We start from the raw sequence: 21373 nt of genomic DNA, 5'->3' as shown, positions 1-21373 counted from the left end.
TTCATTCCCGCGCAAGGAAACGGCCCTGGCCGGAAGGCCACTCGCCTATTTCAACGCCTCATCTGCCCCGGGCTCAGTGGCAGTGGTGCTTGCCGCCGGCGGCCTCGGTCGTGCCGAGGTCGTCGTTCCGGCCGGCGGCAAGGCGCGCCCACTGCGACGTGGGTCGCCCGTTGAGCCGGAACTGGTCGCCGTCCACACGGAAGCGTCGGGGCCAGTCTTCCGGCGAGTTCTCCCATTGCTCCTGACGGCCGTGCACAGTCATATCGAGCATCCCGTACGTGGGTGCCACCGGCTCGACGCCGCGACCGGTGGTCCAGTAGGTCTCGAAGACCCGGTCGCCGTCACGCAGGTAGCACGCCTTCATGCCGAACCCCCGGCCGGCCAGGAGCGGATCGACCGATTCCGCCGGCACCGAGTACCAGGGCGTCGGCCACCCCATGAATTCGCGGTAGCGCGAGCTCTCCTCGATCGGCCCCTGGCAGAGGACGGCGAACGTGACGTCCCGCGAGTGCAGGTAGGACAATTCGAGGATCTGGCCGTTGAAGAAGGTGCAACCCTCGCACTGATCGGCGGCGGACCGGCCGGTGTGCCACATGTGGTACGACGCGAACAGCTGTGTCCGGCCCTCGAAGACATCGATCAGCGGTACCGGCCCGTCCAGCCCGGTCAGCGGCGTGGACGGGTCGACCTCGACCATCGGCAGCCGCCGCCGCGCCGCGGCGATGGCGTCGCCCTCACGGGTGTGCGCCTTCTCCCGTACGCGCAGCTCGTCGAGCTGCTTCTGCCAGGTCTCGCGATCGGTGATCGGTGGCGTGGACATGGGCGCCTCCTCGTGTCGGATTCACACCGAGGTCGAAGGAGGCGGCCAGTTTTCGACATAGCGACGCCCGCACCTCATCCAGGCCGGTCGGTCCTCTCGCTCGCGTCTTCCGCCGCAATGCGGCGCTGGAGGGGGGCGGCGACCTCACGCGGCGTTACGCGTTCTCGGCGGGATGAGACTAATGCCCGGACCGCCATTTCCATCGGCGGATGGAACTACATTGCGGTATTCGACTGGACGCGTAACGTCACCGGCCATGGGAAATTTCATAGGCAGTCGTCTGTCTGCCCTCCTCGCCGGCAGCGCGGCGGTGCTCGTCGCGACCGCTGGGGTGGCCGCTCCCGCGTATGCGGGCGGCGGCGCTCCGGCGCCGGGCTCGGCCGGCCTCGGGGATCGGCTGTATCCCCTGCTCGGCAACGGTGGGTACGACGTGCAGGACTACAACCTCCGGGTGCTCTACCCCAAGAAGGATCCTAAGCAGACGGTGACCGGCACCGTGACCATCGCGGCCGTCGCCACCCAGAATCTCTCGCGCTTCAACCTCGACTTCGGCGGTGATTCCGTCGGCGCGGTCAAGGTGAACGGGGCCGCCGCCAAGTTCGCCCGCGACGGCGACGAACTGGTCATTACTCCGCAGCACTACCTGAAGCGGGGCAAGCGGTTCCTGGTTACGGTCAGTGACTACAAGTCGACGCCGATCGCGGCCAACGCCAGCTCGCCGGCCGGCTTCGTGACCACGGTGGACGGCACGTTCATGGCCGGGCAGCCGAATCAGTCGCACAACTACTTCCCGAGCAACGACCACCCGCGTGACATGGCCACCTACACGATCACGCTCACCGCCCCGGCGGGGTGGACCGCGGTGGCCAACGGCCGGCACCTCGGTGACCGGCGTAACGGCGGCTTCGTGTCGTCGGTCTACCGCGAGTCCAAGCCGATGGCCAGCGAGCTGATCCAGGCGGCCGTCGGCGACTTCGTCGTGCACACCCGGCCGCCGGTGAACGGCGTGCCGATCCGCGACGTCGTTCCGCGCCGTCTCGCCGCCGACCTGCTGCCCAAGGCCGAGGTCGAGCGTCCGCAGCTGTCCTGGATGATCGGCAAGGTCGGGCGTTACCCGTTCGAGAACTACGGCTCTCTCGTCGTCGACACCGACTTGGGCTTCGCCTTGGAGACCCAGACCATTTCCCTGTACGACACCAGCCTGTTCGGGGCGCCGAAGTTCGTGCTCGACCCGGTGATGGCGCACGAGTTGGCGCACATGTGGTTCGGCGACAGCGTGGCGCCGCGGTCGTGGAGCGACGTGTGGCAGAGCGAAGGCCACGCGACCTGGTACGAGCTGCTCTACGCCGAGGAGACCGGCGTCTTCCAGCAGTACACCGGCACCCCGGACCGGGAGGCGTACTTCAAGAGGGCCTACGCGCGGGGCGACATCTATCGCGCGCGCTACGGCCCGGTGGCTCAGCCGCTGCGGTCGGACTCGATCTGGGACGTGTTCAACCCCAACGTGTACGACGGCGGAGCGCTCGCCCTGTACGCCCTGCAGCAGCGGATCGGCGTCCGGAAGTTCGAGACGCTTGAGCGGGCCTGGGTGGCCCGGAACCGTGGCGAGTCGGCCTCGACCCAGGACTTCATCGCGCTGGCGTCCCGGGTCTCCGGGCAGAACCTGCACGGCTTCCTGAACGACTGGCTCTACGGCTCGAAGACACCGGCGATGCCCGGCCACCCGGACTGGACGGTGACGCCGCCCCCGGCGCCGTCGTCCGCCGCGGCGACCGCGTCGGAGCCGGCCGCCAGGTCACTGGTCGGCCATCGCTGACATGTGATTCCCGCCGGCCGGTCATCCGCGCAGAAGACCGGCCGGCGGGGCGCCCCGCCGACGAGGCTCAGAGCTCCTTGCGTTCGATGAGGATCTGGGTCTGCTGGAGGCCGGCACCGGCCAGGAACACCGGGCGAATGGTGCCGGTGGTCGGGTAGGTCAGGTACTTGCCGGAGGAGTGCTTGAGCCGATGGAAGCCGTTCACCGGTTCGAAGGTCCAGTTCTGACGCATCGCGCTGCTGTTGGGCAAACACAGCTCCTCGACCACCTGCGTGCCGGTGGCGGCCAGGCAGACGTCGGAGGCGCCGGACTCGGCCCAGAAGCGGCTGTGCAGGCGGAAACCGTTGATGGTGGCCTCCTTGCGCCAGTCGGCGCCGCCGAACTGGGAGTTGTATTTGACCATCGACGGCGGGCGAAAGCCGGCCTGGGCCGACAGGGCGAAGTCGGGCTGCAGGCCGGCCCGGTAGGACACGTGCGACGCGGCCGGTGCCGCTTGGGCGGCCGAGGCGGGGGCCGGTGCCACAGCCGCGGTGCCGAGGGCGCCGAGAAGGCCGATGGTCAGGCGGAGGCCGAGCTTGTTCATGACTGTTCTCCCGGGTCGGGGTGGTGGCGCCGCGGTTTCGGCGCCGGAACCCACACTGCGGGGAATCCGTGGTTTCTTCGGTGCCCGGCGACGGAAACTGCCGCCAACTGCCGGTGTGGTGAGGGTTCCGCTGTCGGCTTGGTGACGCCCGGAGCGCCGGTAGCGGTTCCGGGCCCTAGCGTCGAACTCCGTGGCCGTCGATTCCATCCCTCCGCCGCACCGCCTCGCCGATCTGCTGCACCGGCATCGCCGGGCCGTCGGGTTGAGTCAGCGTGAGCTGGCCCGGCGCTGCGGGATGAGCGAGCGCGCCCTCCGCGATCTGGAACGCGGTGCGACCGCCCGCCCGCGCCGCCGGACCCTGCTGGCGCTGGCGGACGCCCTGCGTCTGGCCGACGAGGATCGCTCGGCCTTCGTGGCCCCGGAGCGGGCCGCCTGGACCGCGGTGTCGCTCGTGGAACGCCCGGGTGAGCTGCTCGGGCGGTCCCGCGAGCTGGCCATGCTGGCCGATCTGGTGGCGGGCGGGCGGCACCGCGTCGTCACCGTCACCGGCCCGGGCGGCATCGGCAAGTCGCGGCTCGTGGCCGAGCTCGTCGGCGTTCTGCGCCGGCGCCGGCTGGACGTGCGGACGCTCGAGCTGTCGGCGGTCGACGACCCGGCGCTGGTTGCCGACCTCGTCGCCGAGACGTTCGACGCGGGCGGCGGATCCCGGCTGTCCGGCGTCGACCGGGTGGCCGCCGAGCTCCGCGACGAGCGCGCGGTGCTGGTCCTGGACGGCTTCGAGCGGCTGCTGCCGGCGGCCACCGAGGTGGCCGCGCTGGTCCGGCGTTGCCCGGGGCTCTCTGTGGTGATCACCAGCCAGCGTCCGGCCCGGCTCACCGGGGAACGCCTCGTGCGCCTGGAGCCGCTCGCGGCGCCGGCCGCGGTGGACCTCTTCGCCCGGCGGGCCGCCGCCGTGGTGCCGGGCTTCGTGGTCACCGACGCCGTCCAACCGGTGCTCACCGCGATCTGCCGGCGGCTCGGCAATCTGCCCCTCGCCGTCGAGCTGGCGGCGGCCCAGCTGCGCCTGCTGACCCCGGCCGAGATGGCCGCCCGCCTGGACCAGCCGTTGCGTCTGCTCACCGGCGGGGCCGTCGATGTTCCGTTCCGGCACCGCTCGCTGCGGGCGACGATCGAGGCCAGCCTGGCCGGAGCCGACGACGACGGCCGTACGTTGTTCGCCTGGCTGGCGGCGGCGCCGGCCGGTGCGGGCCTGGACGACCTGGAAGCGATCGCCGGCATCGCGGGGATGTCGCCCGGCCGCCTGCTCGGCGCGCTGACCGGCCTGGTCGACGCCGGCCTGATCCAGGTGCGCACCCGTCGCGGGCACTCGGTGTTCGTGCAGCTGGACGCCATGCGCGAGCTGGCCGGTGAGCGTCTGGCGCTGCGCGGGGACGCCGAGGCCGTACGGCGTGCGGCCGCCGTCACGTTCCTGCGGGGGCTGGCCGCCGCCGAGGCCCCGAACGTCCGGGCCGCGCTCGCCTGGGTGCGGGCGAACGAGCCGGGCCTGGCCGGCCGGGACGTCGTCGAATCGCTCTACCGCTATTACGAGCTGCGGGGGCGGCTCAACGAGGGCGGCCGGGAGCTCACGGCGCTGGCCGCAGCCGGAGCACCGGCGGCCGGGTGGGCCCTGCTGCGTGCCGCGAGCCTCAGCCAGCTCGCCGGGCGCGCCGCCGACGCCGAACGTGAGGCGACGCAGGCCCAGCAACGGCTCGACCCGGACGACCACCTGGCCCAGGCGACCGCGTGGCTGACCGCCGGGCGGCTCGCGGCGATGCGGGGTGACCTGGCGACGTCGGCCGAGCGCACCACCCTCGCGCTGCGGGCGGGGCGGGCGGCCGGGGACGACACCCTCGTCGGGCGGGCGTTGAACAACCTCGCGGCCGCCGCCGTCACCGGAGGCGACCCGCGGGCGGCGCTGCCGTTGCTGCAGGAGTCGCTGGCCGTCAAGCAGCGGGCCGGCGCCGACGAGGTCGACCTCGGCCGGACCATGATGAACATCTCCGAGGTGCTGCTCGGCACCGGCGACGGTCACGCCGCCGCCGCGTACGCCCTCCGCGCGGCGGAACTGCTGGAGCGCGGTGAACATCCGCGGCTCCGGGCGATGGCCCTTTCGGTGCACGCCCTGGCCCAGCTGGCGGCGGGCAATCTGGCGGCCGCGTCGGAGTCGGCCGCCGCGGCGGAGGGTCTGCTGGAGCAGTTCGGGGACGATCATGCGCTGCGCGGCGCGATCCAGGCCCGCGGCAGCCTCGTCCAGCACGCGACCGGTGATCTGCCCGCCGCCACGGCCGCCCTCCGCGCCGGGCTGGCCGCGATGGCCGGCGGCGACCCACGCGACGAGACGGCGCCGATCCTGGAGGCCCACGCGGCGCTGCGGGCACCGGCCGACCGGGTCGCCGCGGCCCGGCTGATCGGGCTGGCCCGGGCCGTCCGGGACAACACCGAGGCCAACCACCCGTCCGGTCTCTGGCCGGTCGAGTCCACTTTGGCCGAATGCCGCCGCGGCCTGGGCGCGGAAGACCTGGACGGGCACCTGGCCTACGGCGCCGCCCGCTATCCACTCGGGGTGGCGGCCGCCGCGGCCCTTCTGCTGGAACAGGAAAAGCGCTGACCGATCAGTCGACCGGCAGCTCGCGGCGGATCACCTTGCCGGTGGGGTTGCGCGGCAGCGCGTCCAGGAAGACCACGTCGCGCGGCACCTTGTAGCGGGCCAGGCTCGCCCGTACGTAATCCTTGATCTCCTGAGGGTCCCGGGCGGAGGAGCCGGTGGGCACGACGAAGGCGCGCAGCCGCTGCCCGAATTCCGGGTCGTCGACGCCGATCACCGCGGCCTCGAGCACGTCGTCGCGCTCGGCGAGCAGGTTCTCGACCTCCACCGGATACACGTTCTCGCCGCCGCAGATGACCATGTCGTCGTCGCGGCCGTCGATGAAGAGCAGTCCCTCGGCGTCGAAGTGTCCCTGGTCGCCGGTGGCCATGTAGCCGTCGATGATCTGTTTCTGCTGTCCGTCGGTGTAGCCCTCGAACGGAATTCCCGTACGCACGAAGACCCGCCCGTGCACGTCAGGCTCGGTGATCCGGTGGTTGTCGGCGTCGTAGAGGGCGATCCGCACGGTGACCGGTGGCCGGCCGACCGTGCCGGGCGCCCGGCGGGACTCGGCCGGCTGGGCCACCGCCGCGACGGCGACCTCGGTGGAGCCGTACACGTTGTAGATCACCTCGCCGAACGCCTCGTGGAACCGGGTCGTCAGCTCGGGGGCCAGGGCGGACCCGGCGACGAAGACGGACTTCAGCGACGACGTGTCGTACTTGCCGATGACCTCCGGGCCGAGGGCGAGGATCCGGGTGAGCATGGTGGGCACCGCGACCAGCATCTGCGCCCGGTGCTCGGCGATCGCCTGCAGGATGGTCTCGGGGTCGAAGCGGCGCAGCAGCACGGCGTGGTTGGCCAGCGACAGCCCGACGGTCCAGGCGCCGAAGCCGGTGCTGTGGAACAACGGCGACGCGAAGACCGCCGCGCCCTGCCGGGGAAACGGGATCCGGTCCGCGATCACCGCGCTGGCCAGCGGCGACACCTTCGTCCGGGGTGCGCCCTTGGGCAGTCCGGTGGTGCCGCTGGTCAGGATGATGAACCCGCCCGGCCGGTCGGGCAGCGGCAGCGGGGTGACCGGGTGCGCCGCGATCAGCTCGTCGATGTGCGTGCCGGGAGCCGGCCCCCAGGTCACGAATCGGGGGATGTCGTCCGGCAGGCCGTCGGTCAGGGCGGCGAACTCGCTGTCGTGGAGCACCACCCGCACCTTCTCGCGGGCCACCACCTCGGCCAGCTGCTGCTTGGCCAGGCCGGTGTTCATCAGCGCCAGCCGGAGCGTGGCCCGGGCCGTGCCGCTGATCGCCAGCACCAGACCGCGGTGGTCGCGGGCCAGGACCCCGACCACCGACCGGTCCGGCAGACCGAGCTGCTTGAGGGCGTGAGCCAGGGCGTTCGACTGCTCGTCGAGCTCCCGATAGGTCAGGGTGCCGTTCTCGTCGGTCACCGCCGGGGCGTCCGGATGCTCGGCGGCCGCCTTCATGATCAGGGCGGCCTGCGGGCCGAGCCGGGAGTTGTTGGCGGCTGCACGGAGCAGCCGGCGCGGGCGCAGCAGATTGACGATGCCGATCTGGTGCATCCGCAGGACGGCGTTCAGATGCTCGAGCATGGTCGGAGCCCTTGTTCGAGGGGCGGCAGTCGAGTGCGAACCTGGCGTGACCGTAAAGGAGTGAGCTAGGTCACGGCAAGGGCCGGCGTCTCAGCGCGGTCCGTTTTGTGACGGGCGGCTATCGAGCCGCGTCGCTCGGTGACATCATCTACAGGATGTTCTTCCGACGAGGCCGTGAAGACAAAGGACGGGGCCGTGAGGACAAAGGACGGCGCCGTGAAGGCCGAGCGAGTCCTCACTCGACGTTGCGGGAGCTGCGGCCCGACCAGGAGATCTGGAGTTCCTACCGGTCGGGTGCGGATGCCGCGGTGCGGGAACGGCTCGGTGAGTTCCGGGCCTTCTTCCGGGATCACGGCTTCCGGCTGACCTCGCTGAGCGACCCGCTCTGCGCGGCCTCGGTCGGCGCCTCCCTGAGCGCGCCCTTCATCTCGATCACCGACCTGATGGGGCTGCCCCGCGAGATCGTGCTGGACTCGGTGGCCGAGATGGGCACCCCGGATGCGCGTGCGGCGCTGCTGGCGCTGGCCGTGGCGACCGATGGGCAGCTCGAGGAACTCGCGGGCCGGGCGGCGGCCAAGATGGACCCGGCCGGGGAGCCGCCGTGGGTCCGGCAGGCCCGCACGCCGCTGAAGTTGCTCACCACCGACCGGCTGGCCGACCAGAACGACCACCGCATCAATGCGTTCGTGGTCGCGTTCGGGCAGGGGCGCAACCGCGCGTGCTTCTTCATGCGGTTCCATCCCGGCTCGCTGCTCACGGCAAAGATCAACTATTTTCCGGAGACCAGCCGGGAGGCGCTGCTGGCCGAGCTGACGTCCGGACAGGGGCCGGCCGCTCCCTATCGGTTCACCCGCAAGCTTCAGTTCACCGACGACCAGGACAGCATGGTCGCCCGGGTCGGCGCCCTGCTCGAGGAGAACGAGCTGAACCTGCGGATGGGCACGAGCCCGCCGCCCTATCCGCCCGACCTGGATCACCTGTCCCGCATCGGTGACGTCACGGTCGTGCCGGCGTTGCTCGTGCTGCTGCGCAAGTTCGTTCTTTCCGCGTACGGGATCGGGGACTGGAAAGACGTCGCCGGCCGCACGCCCGTCTGGAGCTGAGCGATGCCGTGGACGGCGGGGGAGATCGTTCTCGGCCAGTACGAGGTTCTCGGCGAGCCGCTGGGCGGCGGGATGGGCGTCGTGCATCGGGTCCGACACCTCGAGTGGGAGGTGGATCTGGCGGTGAAGACGCCGCGCGCCTCGGCCTCGTTCGCGCTGTTCGAGGCGGAGGCGGGCACGTGGATCGGTCTCGGACTGCATCCGCACACGGTCAACTGCGTCTACGTCCGCACGATCGACCGGATCCCGCGGGTCTTCGCCGAGTGGGTGGACGGCGGCAGCCTGGCCGACGCGATCCGCGGGAAACGCCTCGACCAGGCCGGCCGGCTCGACGTCGCCATCCAGACCGCCTGGGGCATCCAGCACGCGCACGACAGCGGCCTGGTGCATCAGGACATGAAACCGGCGAACGTGATGCTCGAGCCGGACGGCACGGCCAAGGTGACCGACTTCGGTCTGGCGGTGGCCGCCGAGGAGGGCACGTTCGGCGGCCGGACCCCGGCCTACTGCTCGCCCGAGCAGGCCGCCGCGGCCGCCGGTGATCGTCGCGTCCGGCTGACCGCGGCCACCGATGTCTGGTCGTGGGCGGTCACCGTGGCCGAGATGTTCGCCGGGCGCCGCATCACCCGTTTCGGGCAGGCCGCGGCCGAGGCTCTGGAGACCGTGCGCGCGGATCTGCCGCCCGGGGTCGCCGATCTGCTGGCCGGCTGCTTCGCCGATCGGCCGTCCGGTTTCGGCCCCCTGATCGACGATCTGATCAGCCTGTACGCCGATCTGACGGGCCAACCGTATCCGCGGCCCGCGCCCCGCCCGGCGCTGCTCCGCTCGGACGGCCTCTCCAACCAGGCACTGTCCCTTCTCGACCTGGGCCGCGTCGAGGAGGCCGAGAACCTGTGGCGGGACGCGGTCTCGGCCGACCCGCACCATCTGCCGTCGGTCTACAACTTCGGGCTGCACCGCTGGCGCACCGGCCAGGTCACCGACGAGGAGGTCGTCTCGGCGCTGGAGGCGGCCCGGGCGGCCGGCGGCGACAACGAGCCGGGCCGGGGCGCCCTGCTGCTCGGCAGCGTCGAGCTCGAGCGGCACGAGGACGAGCGGGCCGGCGAGTTGCTGCGCGAGGCGGCCGAGGCGGGCCCGGCCTCGGCCGAGGCGGTGGCCGCGCTGCGGGAACGGGCGGGCCGCGCCCCCGGGATCCGCGCCGAGACGGATTCGGGCGAGGCCCGCGTGGTGGCCGCCGGGCCGGCCGGCGAGCACGTGCTGTTCGCGACCCACGGCGGCGGCCTTCATCTCTGGACGCCGTCCGGCGGTGAGCCGCGGGAACTGGCTCGGGGGGCCGAGGTCACCGCCATCGCCCTGGACGGGAGCGGCCGGCTCGGGGCCGTCCTGCGCAAGGACGGCTCGATCACCCTGTGGGACCTGGCCCGCGGCGCGCGGTGGGTCCCGGGAAGGGACGTGCCCGATGCGATGTCCGTGGCGGTCAGCGGCGACGGCCGGTTCGTGGCGGCCGGGCTCCGGAACGGCCACATCCGGATCTGGGAGCCCGGCGAGTCCGGCGACGCCGTCGTCCTGACCGGCCACACCGCCCAGGTCACCTCGCTCGCCTTGAGCCGGACCGGCCGCCGGGTGCTGTCCGCCTCCTTCGACAACTTCGAGGGCGACGGCACGGTCCGGCACTGGCGGGTGAGCACCGGCGAGTGCGTCGCGGTGTGGATCGGGCCGCCGCGCGGCACTCTGGTCTCGGGGGAACCGTGGGTGCATTTCCCGGGGGACAAGGTGCTGGTGACGGCCGATGCCCGCTATGCGGTGGCCGTCTGGCAGGACGGGCCGCTCGCCACCTGGGACGCGCGACGGGCCGTGGTGGTCAGCGAGGCGCCGCACCGGCTGCGGTGGGAGGCCGTCCTGGCCCTCGCGCCGGGCGCCCGGGGCCTGCTCGTGGCCGGCACCTCCCGGTCGGCCCAGATCCTGCACCCGCGGGACGGCCGCACCCTGCGCACCCTCGACGACGACCTGCCGGAAGAGCTGTATTCGGTGGAGGCGGGCGCGTTCACCCCGGACGGCAGCGCGGTGGCGCTGGGCGGGATCGATCAGGTCGCGCTCCGGCCGATGCCGGGTTTCGGTTACCGGGCGCCCTGGTGTTACGCGCGTCCCCGTCCGGTGCCCGAGCTGCACCGGGCCGAGGAGTCGTTCGACGAGCTGCTCGCGCGGGCTCGCACCCTGTTCGAGGCCGGGCAGCCGGCCGAGGTCGCCGCGTTGCTGCGGTCGGCCCGGGACGTGCCCGGCTACACCCGGCATCCCGAGCTGCGGACCGCCTGGCGCTCGTTGCTGCCGCACGGGCGCCGGGCCGGTCTGATCGCCGCCTGGGAGCTTTACCACGCGGACGGCCGGGACGTGTTCGGCCAGCCGCCGGTCATCACGCTGCGCCGGGACGGGGTCGTCCTGGCGGCCGGGCGGTGGACCGGTCACGTCGACTTGTGGCACTTTCCCACGGCCGAGGTGGTGGACACCGCCGAACGCGGCGCCGGAGCCATCCGGGAGATGCGGTGGGGCCAGGGCGGCAACCTTCTCGTCGTGCTCTCGTGGGCCGGCACGCTGCAGCTGACCGACCTCCGTGACGGCCGTTCCGAGATCGTCGAGAGCGAGACCGGCAAGATCACCGCGATCGACCTGGACGCGGCGGGGGAGCGGATCCTGTACGGCGACGAGTCCGGCACGATGCGGATGCGGGGCCTGGCGACGGGTGTGCGGCTGACCTCGACCCAGGCCTGCGACGGCTCGATCCGGGCCGTGGCGATCAGCCCCGACGCGCTGCGCATGGCCTGCCTCGATGAGCGCGGCGAGGTCCGGATGTGGCGGCCCAACGCCCGGCGCCCGGAATGGAAGCGCCGGTTGACGATGGTGCACCCCACCGGCCTGCGTTTCACGCGGGACCAGTCGGCCGTGCTGGCCGACGACCTGATGTCGCTGACCGCGCTGGACGCGAGCCGCGGCAAGGAACGCTTCTCGTTCACCAACCGGCGGCCGGGCGGCACCGGCCGCACCAACGTGGCCTTCACCGCCGACGGGCGGCTGGCCGCCACGCCCGACGCCGGCAAGCTGGTGGTGTGGGAGGCCGCCACCGGGAAGGTGCGCCACGAGCTGGAGCTGCCGGAGGATCCGTACGTCTTCGCGCTGGGACCCGACGGGACGTTCGCGGTCGTGGGCGGCCCCAGCTACACGGTCGGGATCTGGGATGTGGCCACCGGGCGCTGCCTGCGGACGATGGAGGGCCACCGGATGACCCTGCACCTGATCGAGATCAGCGACGACGGCACGATGATGGTCACCGTCGACCTCGGCGGCCAGTTGCGGGCGTGGGAGCTGGCCTGGGAAGCCGACGTTGACTGACGTCGTGCTGGTGGCCGGCGGGTCGGAGCACGTCTTCACCGGCCGGGCCGACGTGCTGCTCGGCCGTGATGCGGAGTGCGACGTCCGGGTGAGCGACGACCGCCGCCGCGTGTCCCGCCGCCACTGCCGGCTGGTGATCCGGCCGCCGCACGTGGTGGTCCGCGACCTCGGCAGCCGCAACGGGACGTACGTGAACGGGATCCTGGTCGACGGGGAGACGGAGCTGCGCGACGGCGACGAGCTGAGGCTGGGCGACGCGGTCGTCCGGGTGCGAATGCGAGGTCACGGCCCCTTGGTGCTGCTGCGCGAGCTGGGCCGGGGCGCGCAGGGTGTGGTGCATCTGGCCCGTGAGCCCGACGGGACGCTGGTGGCGGTGAAGACCCTGACCGCCCCCGGCGCGACCGGCCTGTTCCGCCGCGAGCTCGACTGCACCGCCGCGCTGCGCCACCCCGGCATCGTGCGCTTCCACCGGAGCCTGGCCGAGCCGCTGGGCTTCGTGGCCGAGTATTGCGCCGGCGGCAGCGTCGCCGACCACGGCCCGTACGGGGTCGGGGAGGCCGTGGCCCTCACCCGTCAGGCGGTGGCCGCTCTGCGGTACGCGCACACCGCCGAGGTTCCGGTTCTGCGGGCCGACGGCACGACCGCCGTCGGGCGCGGGCTGGTGCACCGCGACATCAAGCCGCAGAACCTGCTGCTGACGGCGGACGGGCGGCTCAAGGTGGCCGACTTCGGCCTGGCCAAGGCCTACGACCAGGCGGGGCTCAGCGGCCGTACGCCGACCGGGGCGATCGCCGGCAGCGTGGCCTTCATGCCCCGGCGGCAGGTGATCGACTACAAGTACGCCCGCCCCGACGTCGACATGTGGGCCCTGGCCGCCTGCCTGTACTGGATGCTCACCGGCGCCACCCCGCGGGATTTCCCGGCGGGCGCCGACCCGGTCGCCATCGTGCTGCGCGAGCCCCCCGTCCCCGTACGGGAGAGGCTTCCGGCCCTGCCCGCCGGGCTCGCCGGCGTCATCGACGCGGCCCTGAACGAGACCGGCGACTTCGCGGCCGCCCTCGAACGTTTCTGAAGATTCGAGATCTGAGCAATTTCGATTTACTCCAAGATCAATTTTCGCGCGGAATTGAATCACCCTTTCGTGGCGTGTTTCCCGAGGGGGCTAATGCGACGACTTACCTAATATCTGCTGCATCGGGCAAAGCTCGGTGAACAGAGAGAAAGGCGTTGTCATGAACAAGGTCACGCGCATGTTGACGATGACCGGCATCGCGGTTGGTGTCGGCCTCACGATGGGCGTCGGCCCGGCTTCCGCGGCTCCGGCCGCTCCGGCCGCCGGTGGCCACGCCACGCAGGTCCAGGCGCAGTCCCCCAGGTTCAAGACCCGGGACCGGATTGTCGGCTACTACCGCTCGAAGCAGGCCTGCGAGCGGGCCGGCAAGATCGGTGAGTTCCGGAAGAAGTGGGACGACTTCGACTGCGACCGGGTGCAGCGCGGCCCGAAGCGCGGCTGGGTCGCCCTCGAGGCCCAGTGGAACGTCCGCGGCCAGTGGGGTCAGCCGCAGCGCCCGGGTCACGGCCACGGCCCGCAGGGTCCCGGCCACGGCCACGGCCCGCAGGGTCACCGCTGAGCTGATCGGCTCTGAATAAAGCGAAGGGCGCACCCGGTCACGGGAGCGCCCTTCGCTTTTTGTTTTACATTTCACAGTCAATTCACAGGAAATCGTCGAGGGCGGCCGATAGAAAGTGACAGCGAATAGCGCCTTTCTTTCCACAAATTCGCGGGCCGGGCCGGCCACTCGTACTTTCGTCTGATCTTTGCGGCCCGGATGTTTGCCCGCCGCAAGTCCTCAACTGAGGCCGGACGGAACCGATAACTGCTCCGTGCTGACCTCATCGGATACGTCGACGCGGAACCCGGGACGCCTCCGGGCGCTGCGGGCCACCGGTCTGCTCGAAGCGGATCGCGTCGACGCGCTCGACCGGCTGACCAAGCTGGCCGCCCGCATCCTGGCCGCGCCCACCGCGCTCGTGTCGCTCGTCGACGCGGACCGGCAGCGCTTCGCGAGCGCCTACGGGCTCTCCGGCGAGATGGACGCCATCCGCCAGACGCCGCTGACCCACTCGTACTGCAAGTACGTCGTCGAGGACCGGGCGCCCCTGGCCATCGCCGACGCGCGGCTCGACGACCGTCTGCGCGACAGCCCGGCCATCGCCGACTACCAGGCGATCGCCTACGCCGGCATGCCGCTGCGCTCGCCCGACGGCCACGTGCTGGGATCCTTCTGCGTGGTCGACTCCGAGCCGCGGGTCTGGACCAAGGACGACCTCGCCCTGCTGCGTGACCTGGCCGAGGCGGCCGAGTCGGAGGTCGCGCTCCGGCTGGCCCAGGCCGAGCAGTCGATCTCGTGGGCCCGGATGAACGCGGTGGTCAACGGCACCCACGACGCCTACATCTCGGCCGGCCCGGACGGCGTGGTGCTGGCCTGGAACGCCGCCGCCGAGCGGATGTTCGGCTACCGTGCCGCCGAGGCGATCGGCCGCACCGTCGTCGACCTGATCATCCCGGAGCGGTCCCGCGCCGGATATCTGGCCGGGATGCGGCAGGCCCGCGCCGAGGGCCTCTCCGAGATCTCCGGCCGGCGCCTGCGCCTCTCCGCCGCCACCACCAGCTCCGGCAAGGAGTTCCCGGCCGAGATCACCGTGCAGATCGTCGAAGAGCCCGGCGGCACGGTGTGCCACGCCTTCGTGCACGACATCACCGGCCGGCTGGTCGCCGCGGCCGAGATGGAGAAGCAGCGGCAGAAGGCCGACGACGAGCACGCCTTCCTCGAGGCCGTGCTGGACAGCGTCGATGTCGGCATCGCCGCCTGCGACGCCGAGGGCCGGCTGACGTTCCTCAACCGCGCCGCGCGCGAGGTGACCGGACGCGAGGCCTCGCCGAACACGTTCAGCGAGGACTGGCCGGAGATGTACCCGGTCTACGAGCCGGACGGTCGGACCCGCATGACCAACATGCCGCTGAACCGCGCCTTCGCCGGAGAGGCGGTCCAGGGCCAGCACATGCTGATCAAGGCGCAGGACTCGTGGCGCCGGTTCGTGACCAACGGCCGCCGCGTGGAGACCCAGGACCACCGGCAGCTGGGCGCCGTGGTGGCGTTCCACGACATCACCGTGGCGCACCGGGCCGAGGAGCTGCGCCGCGCCCGGCACGCCCTCGCCCACGTGCTGTCCGACGCCACCAACGCCACCGAGGCCGGCATCGAGGCGGTCACCGCCATCACCAAGGCGCTGGGCTGGACCGTCGGCGAATACTGGCAGCTCACCGAGGACCGGCAGTCCATCGTGCGGCACAGCTCGTACAACGCGGGCGACCGTGACCTGTCCGCCTTCAGCAACGACCTTCCGCTCACGTTCGAGCGCGGCGAGGGCCTGCCCGGCCTGGTGTGGGCGCGTAACGGCGAGGTGTGGTGGAACACCGGCGAGATGCCGACCGACATGAAGGACCTGGGCCGTGCCACCCTGCACGAGGTCGGCATCCGGGTCGCCGTCGGCGTGCCCGTGCACTCCGGCCGCCGCGTGCTCGGCGTGCTCGCCTTCTACACCGACCAGGACCTCCCGTACGACCCGGACCTCGCGGGCATGCTCGACGCGGCCGGCGCCCACCTGGGCCGTTTCGTCGAACGGCGCTGGGCCGAGGACATGTCGCTGATGCTGGCCGACGCGCGCCGCAACTTCGACCGGATCGTCGCCCAGGTCAACGACTACGTCTGGACCGTCGAGGCGGTGCCGGGCGAGGAGGCCCGGCTCGTCTACGGCAGCCCCAACGGCCGGGCCGTCTTCGGCCGGGAAGTCACCGTCGAGGCGCCCGCCACCCTCGGCGAGCGCGTCCACCCGGACGACGCCGCCATCCTCGACGACTTCAAGATCAAGCTCGCCGCGGGGGAGCACGCCGAGGTGGAATGCCGGGTGGTCGGCTTCGACGGCGTGGTCCGGTGGGTCTGGACCAGGGCCGCGGCCCGGCGGGACGGCGACCGCTTCTTCGTGGACGGGATCTCCACCGACGTCACCGAACGCCACGAGCTCTCCGACCAGCGCGAGCGGCTGCTCGACCAGGAACGCGACCAGGTCGAGAAGCTGCGCGAGCTCGACCGCATGAAGGACGAGCTGTCCGCCCTGGTCATCCACGAGCTGCGGAACCCGGTCGGCGTCATCCGGGCGTACACGGAAATCCTCTTGGAAAGCCCGGTGCTGGACGGGACCGAACGCAAACACGCCACGGTCGTCGACCGCACCACCCGCCACCTGCAGCACCTGGTGGACGACCTGCTGGACCTGGCCCGTCTGGACGCCGGGCACATCAGCATCGACCCGGTGCCGATGCCGGCCGACGCGATGCTGCACGACGTCGTGGACGCCCACCAGCCGAGCGCGGCCGCCAAGAACCTGACCGTGCACGCGTCGATCAAGCCGGACCTGTCCGTCTTCGCCGACCCGCAGCGCCTGCGGCAGGCCTTGGACAACCTGCTGTCGAACGCGATCAAATACACGCCCGAGGGCGGCTCGGTGTTCCTGACGGCCGGCCAGGACGGCGACGCCGTGGCCATCACGATCAGCGACACCGGCATCGGCATCCCGGCCGAGCAGTACCCGCACCTGTTCAGCCGGTTCTTCCGCGCCTCGAACGCCACGAAGGCCGGCATCAAGGGCACCGGGCTGGGGCTGGCCGTGACCAAGGCGATCATCGACGCCCACAGCGGCACGCTGGCCGCGCGCCCGGCCCGCGACGGCGGGACGGAGTTCACCCTCACCCTGCCGGCGCCGGTGGTCGAGTTCGAGGCCGATCCGAGGTAGTCGCCGGTCAGAGACGGCTCGCCCGGAGGACTTCGGCCACCGACCAGGCCTGGAACGGGCAACCGCTGCCCGCGTGCGGAGCGTCGCCGTCGGCGGTCTCGGAGACGGAGCCCAGGCCGTGGTCGTCGAAGTGGGCGTCGATGTCGGCGGTCACCTCGACGCCCAGGCGGTGCCACGCGGTGACGTACGGGCCCAGCAGCCAGGGCCAGACCGTGCCCGTGTGATACGCCGTGTCGCGTTCGGCCGGGGTGCCGCGGTGCGCGCCGTGGTAGCCCGGCGTGCCCGGGGCCTGACTGCGCAGGCCCAGCGGGGTGAGCAGGGCCGCGCCGATCAGCCGGAGGACGGCCGGGCCGGGACGCAGCGGGGCGTGCGGCAGCGAGAAGGCGAGCAGCTGGTTGGGGCGCAGCGTGGGGTCGTCGCCGCCCGGGCCGTCGACCACGTCGTGCAGCCAGCCGGTGGGCGCCGGGAAACGGCGGGCGAAGCTGGTGCGGGCGGACTCGTGCAGACGGGCCGCCTCGGGCAACGCGGCCAGGGCGTTGATCCACAAGGCGTTGACCTCCACCGCCTTGCCGGCCCGGGGAGTGACCGGCGCCCCGTCCACGCGGGCGTCCATCCAGGTGAGCGCCTCGCCGTCGGCGCCCTGGGTCAGCAGGCCGTCGGCCGGGTCGGCGGCGATGCCGTAGCGGGTGCCGCGCACATGCTGGTCGATCACCCCGAGCAGGGCCGGGCGCAGCTCGGCGGCCAGGTCGGTGTCGCCCGTCGTGGTCACGTGCCGGTCCACCGCGTGCAGGAACCAGAGCGTGCCGTCGGCCGTGTTGTACTCGGGCGTGCCGGTGTCGGCCGTGTTGGCCAGCATCCCCTCGGAGAGCGTTCGCGCGTACGCCCGCAGCAGCTCCCGGCCCTCCTCGGCCCGCCCGGTGGTGAGGAACAGGCCCTCGTAGCTCAGCATCGTGTCGCGCGACCACGCCCCGAACCAGGGGTAGCCGGCCACCACGTCGGGGCCGCGGGGAGTGCGGACGACGAAAGTGTCCGCGGCCCGGGCGAGCGGGGAGAAACGCCGGTTCCGGCGGTGCGCCGCCTCGACGACCGCGGCCGCCGGGGGTGGGACGTCGCTCAGGTCGCCGGCCCAGCCCGACACCTCGGCCGTGTCGCCCGGCTCCCGCAGCTCGGCGTGGAAGCTCCCGGCGTACCAGAGGTCCTCGGTGGCGGTGAGCCCCCGCTCCGCCTCCTCGCGGTGCCGCACCCCGCGCCACCACGCACCGGCCCGGCGGAAACCCGGACCCCGCAGCCGGTACGCCCGCTCGACCGTGACGCCGCCCTCGACCGCCTCGACCACCGGCGCCGGACCGCCCGCGGTGCGCTCGCCGTGCCCGTCCCGCCAGGTGCAGATGGCCTCCAGCGACAACCCGACCGGCCCGCCGCTGAGCAGCCGGTGCACCACCGCCACGGACGCCCGCCCGTGCACCATGGCCAGCTCGCGTTCCAGCACGACGTCGCCGATCCGCCAGCGCCAGCGCGGCAGACCGTCGGCCAGGGTGAACCCGGCGAGACGTTCGTGCCCGCGCGGGGCGATCGTCCCGTCCGCCCACTCGTGCGTGGCCAGCCGCACGGAGACGCCGGAGGGCAACGTCAGCACCGGGTCGAGCGAGGCCAGGCCCAGGTGGCGGCGGGCCGGGTTGTCCCCGGCGACGACCAGCAGCCCGTGGTAGCGCCGGGTGCGCAGGCCGCTGACGGTGCCCATCGCGTAGCCACCGAGGCCGTCCGGGACCAGCCACTCGCGGTTCGCGCCCTCGTCGAGGCGCCCGCACGTCTGGGGACCGAACGTAGCCATCCGATGACCTCTCGTTGTCGGGCAGAATCAGACGGTGTCATCACATGTAACACCGGGCAGTGAGACTCTGAGAGTCGTCGCGATTATCTAGGGGTGAGGCACCGCGTGGGGGAGCGCTTCCGGCTGGCGCAGGCGGACTCGGGCGAGCAGCCGTGGCGGGCCTGGGGGCCCTACCTGGCCGAGCGTGCCTGGGGAACGGTCCGGGAGGACTACAGCGAACACGGCACGGCCTGGGATTACTTCCCGCACGACCACGCGCGTTCCCGGGCGTACCGGTGGAACGACGACGGCATGGCCGGGGTCTGCGACGAGCGGCAGACCTTCTGCTTCGGGCTGGCCCTGTGGAACGGCCGCGACCCGATCCTCAAGGAGCGCATGTTCGGCCTCGGCGGCGACGGCGGCAACCACGGCGAGGACGCGAAAGAATACTGGTGGTACCAGGACTCCACGCCCACCCACTCGTGGATGAGCTGGCGCTATCACTATCCGCAGGAGCCTTTCCCGTACGACCAGCTGGTGCGCGTCAACGGGCAGCGTTCCCGCGAGGAGTCCGAGTACGAGCTGGTCGACACCGGCATCTTCGACGGCGACCGGTTCTGGGTGGTCACCGCCGACTACGCCAAGGCGTCCCCGCGCGACATGTGCATCGCCGTCACCGTGTCCAACCGCGGGCCCGAGACCGCGACCCTGCACGTGCTGCCGACCCTGTGGTTCCGCAACACCTGGTCGTGGGGCCTGCCCAACCGTCCCGTCCCCAGCATCCAGGGCAGCCCCGGCCGCCTGACCGGCCGGCACCGCACGCTCGGCCACATCGTGCTCGAGGGCGAGGGCGGAGCCACCCCGCTGCTGTGCGACAACGAGACCAACGCGCAGCGGCTGTGGGGCCAGCCCGGCAAGAGCATGTATCCCAAGGACGGCATCAACGACTACCTGATCACCGGTGCGCCGACCATCAACCCGGCCGGCGAGGGCACCAAGGGGTCGCTGCACTACCTGCTGACGCTGGCGCCGGGGGAGAGCCAGACCATCCGGCTGCGCCTCACCCAGGACGACGACGAGCCGGCCCCGCTCGATCTGGGCGACGGCTGGTCCGGGGTGATGCGCGAGCGGCGTACGGAAGCCGACGAGTTCTTCGCCGGGCTGATCCCGGCCGAGGCCTCGCCCGAGGAGACGGCCGTCGCCCGGCAGGGCATCGCCGGGCTGATGTGGGGCAAGCAGTTCTACCACTTCGACGTGAAGCAGTGGCTCACCGGCGATCCCGGCTCGGCGCCTCCGCCACCCGGCCGCCGGTACGGGCGCAACAACGCCTGGTGGCACATGAACAGCTTCGACGTCGTCTCGATGCCCGACCCGTGGGAGTACCCGTGGTACGCGGCCTGGGACCTGGCGTTCCACTGCGTCTCGATCGCCCGGGTCGACCCCGGCTTCGCCAAGTCGCAGCTGATCCTGCTGCTGCGCGAGTGGTACATGCATCCCAACGGGCAGATCCCGGCCTACGAGTGGGCCTTCGGCGACGTCAACCCGCCCGTGCACGCCTGGGCCGCGCTGCGCGTCTTCGAGATCGACGGCGGGCGCGACCACGACTTCCTGGCCCGGGTCATGCACAAGCTGCTGCTCAACTTCACCTGGTGGGTCAACCGCAAGGACGTGGGCGGCAACAACGTGTTCGAGGGTGGCTTCCTCGGGCTCGACAACGTGGGACCGTTCGACCGTTCGGCCGCGCTGCCCGTGGCCGGGGTGCTCGAGCAGTCCGACGGCACCGGCTGGATGGCCATGTACGCCCTCAACCTGCTCGACATGGCGATCCGGCTGGCCCTGCACGACCGCGCCTACGAGGACATGGCGACGAAGTTCTTCGAGCACTTCGCGTACATCGCCGAGGCCGCGTACCGGCAGGGCCTGTGGGACGACGAGGACTGCTTCTTCTACGACCAGCTGCGGCTGCCCGACGGCCACAAGCTGCCGCTCAAGGTCCGCTCGATCGTCGGCCTGCTGCCGCTCGCGGCCACCACCCGGCTCTCGGCCGGAACCCTCAACCGGCTGCCCGAGCTGAACGCCCGGCTGCGCTGGCTGCAGGCGTCGCAGGGCGAGTACGCCGACATCATCAGCGCCCGGCGCATCTCCCCCGAGGGCCGCCAGCAACGCCTGCTGTCGATGGTCGGGCAGGACCAGCTGATGCGCGTCCTGGCCCGCATGCTCGATCCGGAGGAGTTCCTTTCCTCGTACGGGATCAGGACCTTGTCCCGCAGTCACCTGGAGAAGCCGTTCACCGTCTCGCTCGGCGGCTCCGACTTCACCGTCGGCTACGAGCCGGCCGAATCGACGAGCGGGCTCTTCGGGGGCAACTCGAACTGGCGCGGCCCGGTCTGGATGCCGGTCAACTATCTGCTCATCGAGGCCCTGCGCGAGTACGCCGACTTCTTCGGCGACGACATGAAGGCGGAATATCCGACCGGGTCGCAGCGCAAGGTGCCGCTGGCCGAGGTGGCCGACGACATCTCGCGGCGGCTCATCTCGCTGTTCCTGCCGGACGAGTCGGGGAAGCGGCCGATCTACGGCGCCAACCACATTTTGCAGACCCACCCGGATTGGAAGGACCTCATCGTCTTCCCGGAGTACTTCCACGGCGACAACGGCGCCGGACTGGGCGCGTGGCACCAGACGGGCTGGACCGCGCTGGTCGTCGACCTGATCCTGACCCTGCGCCGCCGATAACGCTTTCTCGGCAAGCTTGCCCGTAGTGCTCGTGT

12 protein-coding genes are annotated in these 21373 nt (G+C 71.9%); 8 read left to right on the top strand and 4 right to left on the bottom strand.

The features are described from left to right. Positions 1-73: 73 nt before the first annotated feature. A complete protein-coding gene (locus ACZ3I4_RS10595) occupies positions 74-820 on the bottom strand; it encodes a DUF899 family protein (protein WP_465381631.1) in 747 nt (248 codons plus the stop codon). 256 nt (positions 821-1076) lie between these two features. Here ACZ3I4_RS10595 and ACZ3I4_RS10590 point away from each other — a divergent pair, with 256 nt between their 5' ends. Next, entirely contained in the window at positions 1077-2636 is a 1560-nt protein-coding gene (locus ACZ3I4_RS10590; RefSeq protein WP_465381630.1) for a M1 family metallopeptidase, read from the top strand. A gap of 67 nt (positions 2637-2703) precedes the next feature. Here ACZ3I4_RS10590 and ACZ3I4_RS10585 read toward each other — a convergent pair whose 3' ends face one another. Beyond that, entirely contained in the window at positions 2704-3219 is a 516-nt protein-coding gene (locus ACZ3I4_RS10585) for a hypothetical protein (protein WP_465381629.1), read from the bottom strand. Positions 3220-3409: 190 nt separating this feature from the next. On the opposite strand from ACZ3I4_RS10585, the gene ACZ3I4_RS10580 reads away from it, so the two are divergent. Continuing rightward, positions 3410-5866, top strand: a complete 2457-nt coding sequence (locus tag ACZ3I4_RS10580) for an ATP-binding protein (protein WP_465381628.1) — start codon at positions 3410-3412, stop codon at positions 5864-5866. Between the two features lie 4 nt (positions 5867-5870). Here the strand turns inward: ACZ3I4_RS10580 and ACZ3I4_RS10575 are convergent, their stop codons facing one another. Next, on the bottom strand, positions 5871-7451 hold the full coding sequence (locus ACZ3I4_RS10575) for an AMP-binding protein (RefSeq protein WP_465381627.1): 1581 nt from the start codon (positions 7449-7451) through the stop codon (positions 5871-5873). A 245-nt stretch (positions 7452-7696) separates the two neighbouring features. Between ACZ3I4_RS10575 and ACZ3I4_RS10570 the strand changes: the two genes are divergently transcribed. From ACZ3I4_RS10570 to ACZ3I4_RS10550, 5 genes are all read left to right on the top strand, one after another. Continuing rightward, positions 7697-8554 (top strand): hypothetical protein, encoded by an 858-nt coding sequence (locus ACZ3I4_RS10570; protein WP_465381626.1) that lies wholly within the window; start codon positions 7697-7699, stop codon positions 8552-8554. A 3-nt stretch (positions 8555-8557) separates the two neighbouring features. Further along, entirely contained in the window at positions 8558-11938 is a 3381-nt protein-coding gene (locus ACZ3I4_RS10565) for a protein kinase domain-containing protein (protein WP_465381625.1), read from the top strand. Next, entirely contained in the window at positions 11931-13010 is a 1080-nt protein-coding gene (locus ACZ3I4_RS10560; protein WP_465381624.1) for a protein kinase domain-containing protein, read from the top strand. The genes ACZ3I4_RS10565 and ACZ3I4_RS10560 overlap by 8 nt, the downstream gene beginning before the upstream one ends. A gap of 160 nt (positions 13011-13170) precedes the next feature. After that, a complete protein-coding gene (locus tag ACZ3I4_RS10555) occupies positions 13171-13569 on the top strand; it encodes a hypothetical protein (protein WP_465381623.1) in 399 nt (132 codons plus the stop codon). 253 nt (positions 13570-13822) lie between these two features. Continuing rightward, the gene (locus ACZ3I4_RS10550) at positions 13823-16792 is read left to right on the top strand and encodes a sensor histidine kinase (protein ID WP_465381622.1); all 2970 of its coding nucleotides are present in this window, start codon (positions 13823-13825) and stop codon (positions 16790-16792) included. A 7-nt stretch (positions 16793-16799) separates the two neighbouring features. Here ACZ3I4_RS10550 and ACZ3I4_RS10545 read toward each other — a convergent pair whose 3' ends face one another. After that, positions 16800-18623, bottom strand: coding sequence for an amylo-alpha-1,6-glucosidase (locus ACZ3I4_RS10545; protein WP_465381621.1), 1824 nt, complete (start codon positions 18621-18623; stop codon positions 16800-16802). 93 nt (positions 18624-18716) lie between these two features. Here ACZ3I4_RS10545 and ACZ3I4_RS10540 point away from each other — a divergent pair, with 93 nt between their 5' ends. Further along, positions 18717-21338: an MGH1-like glycoside hydrolase domain-containing protein gene (locus ACZ3I4_RS10540; RefSeq protein WP_465381620.1), complete on the top strand. Its 2622-nt coding sequence runs from the start codon at positions 18717-18719 to the stop codon at positions 21336-21338. Positions 21339-21373 lie beyond the last annotated feature (35 nt).

It is taken from the genome of Actinoplanes sp. NPDC021490, from assembly GCF_055562135.1.
Note: the sequence above shows the minus strand (reverse complement) of the source record. Positions and strands in the feature narration are given on the sequence as shown.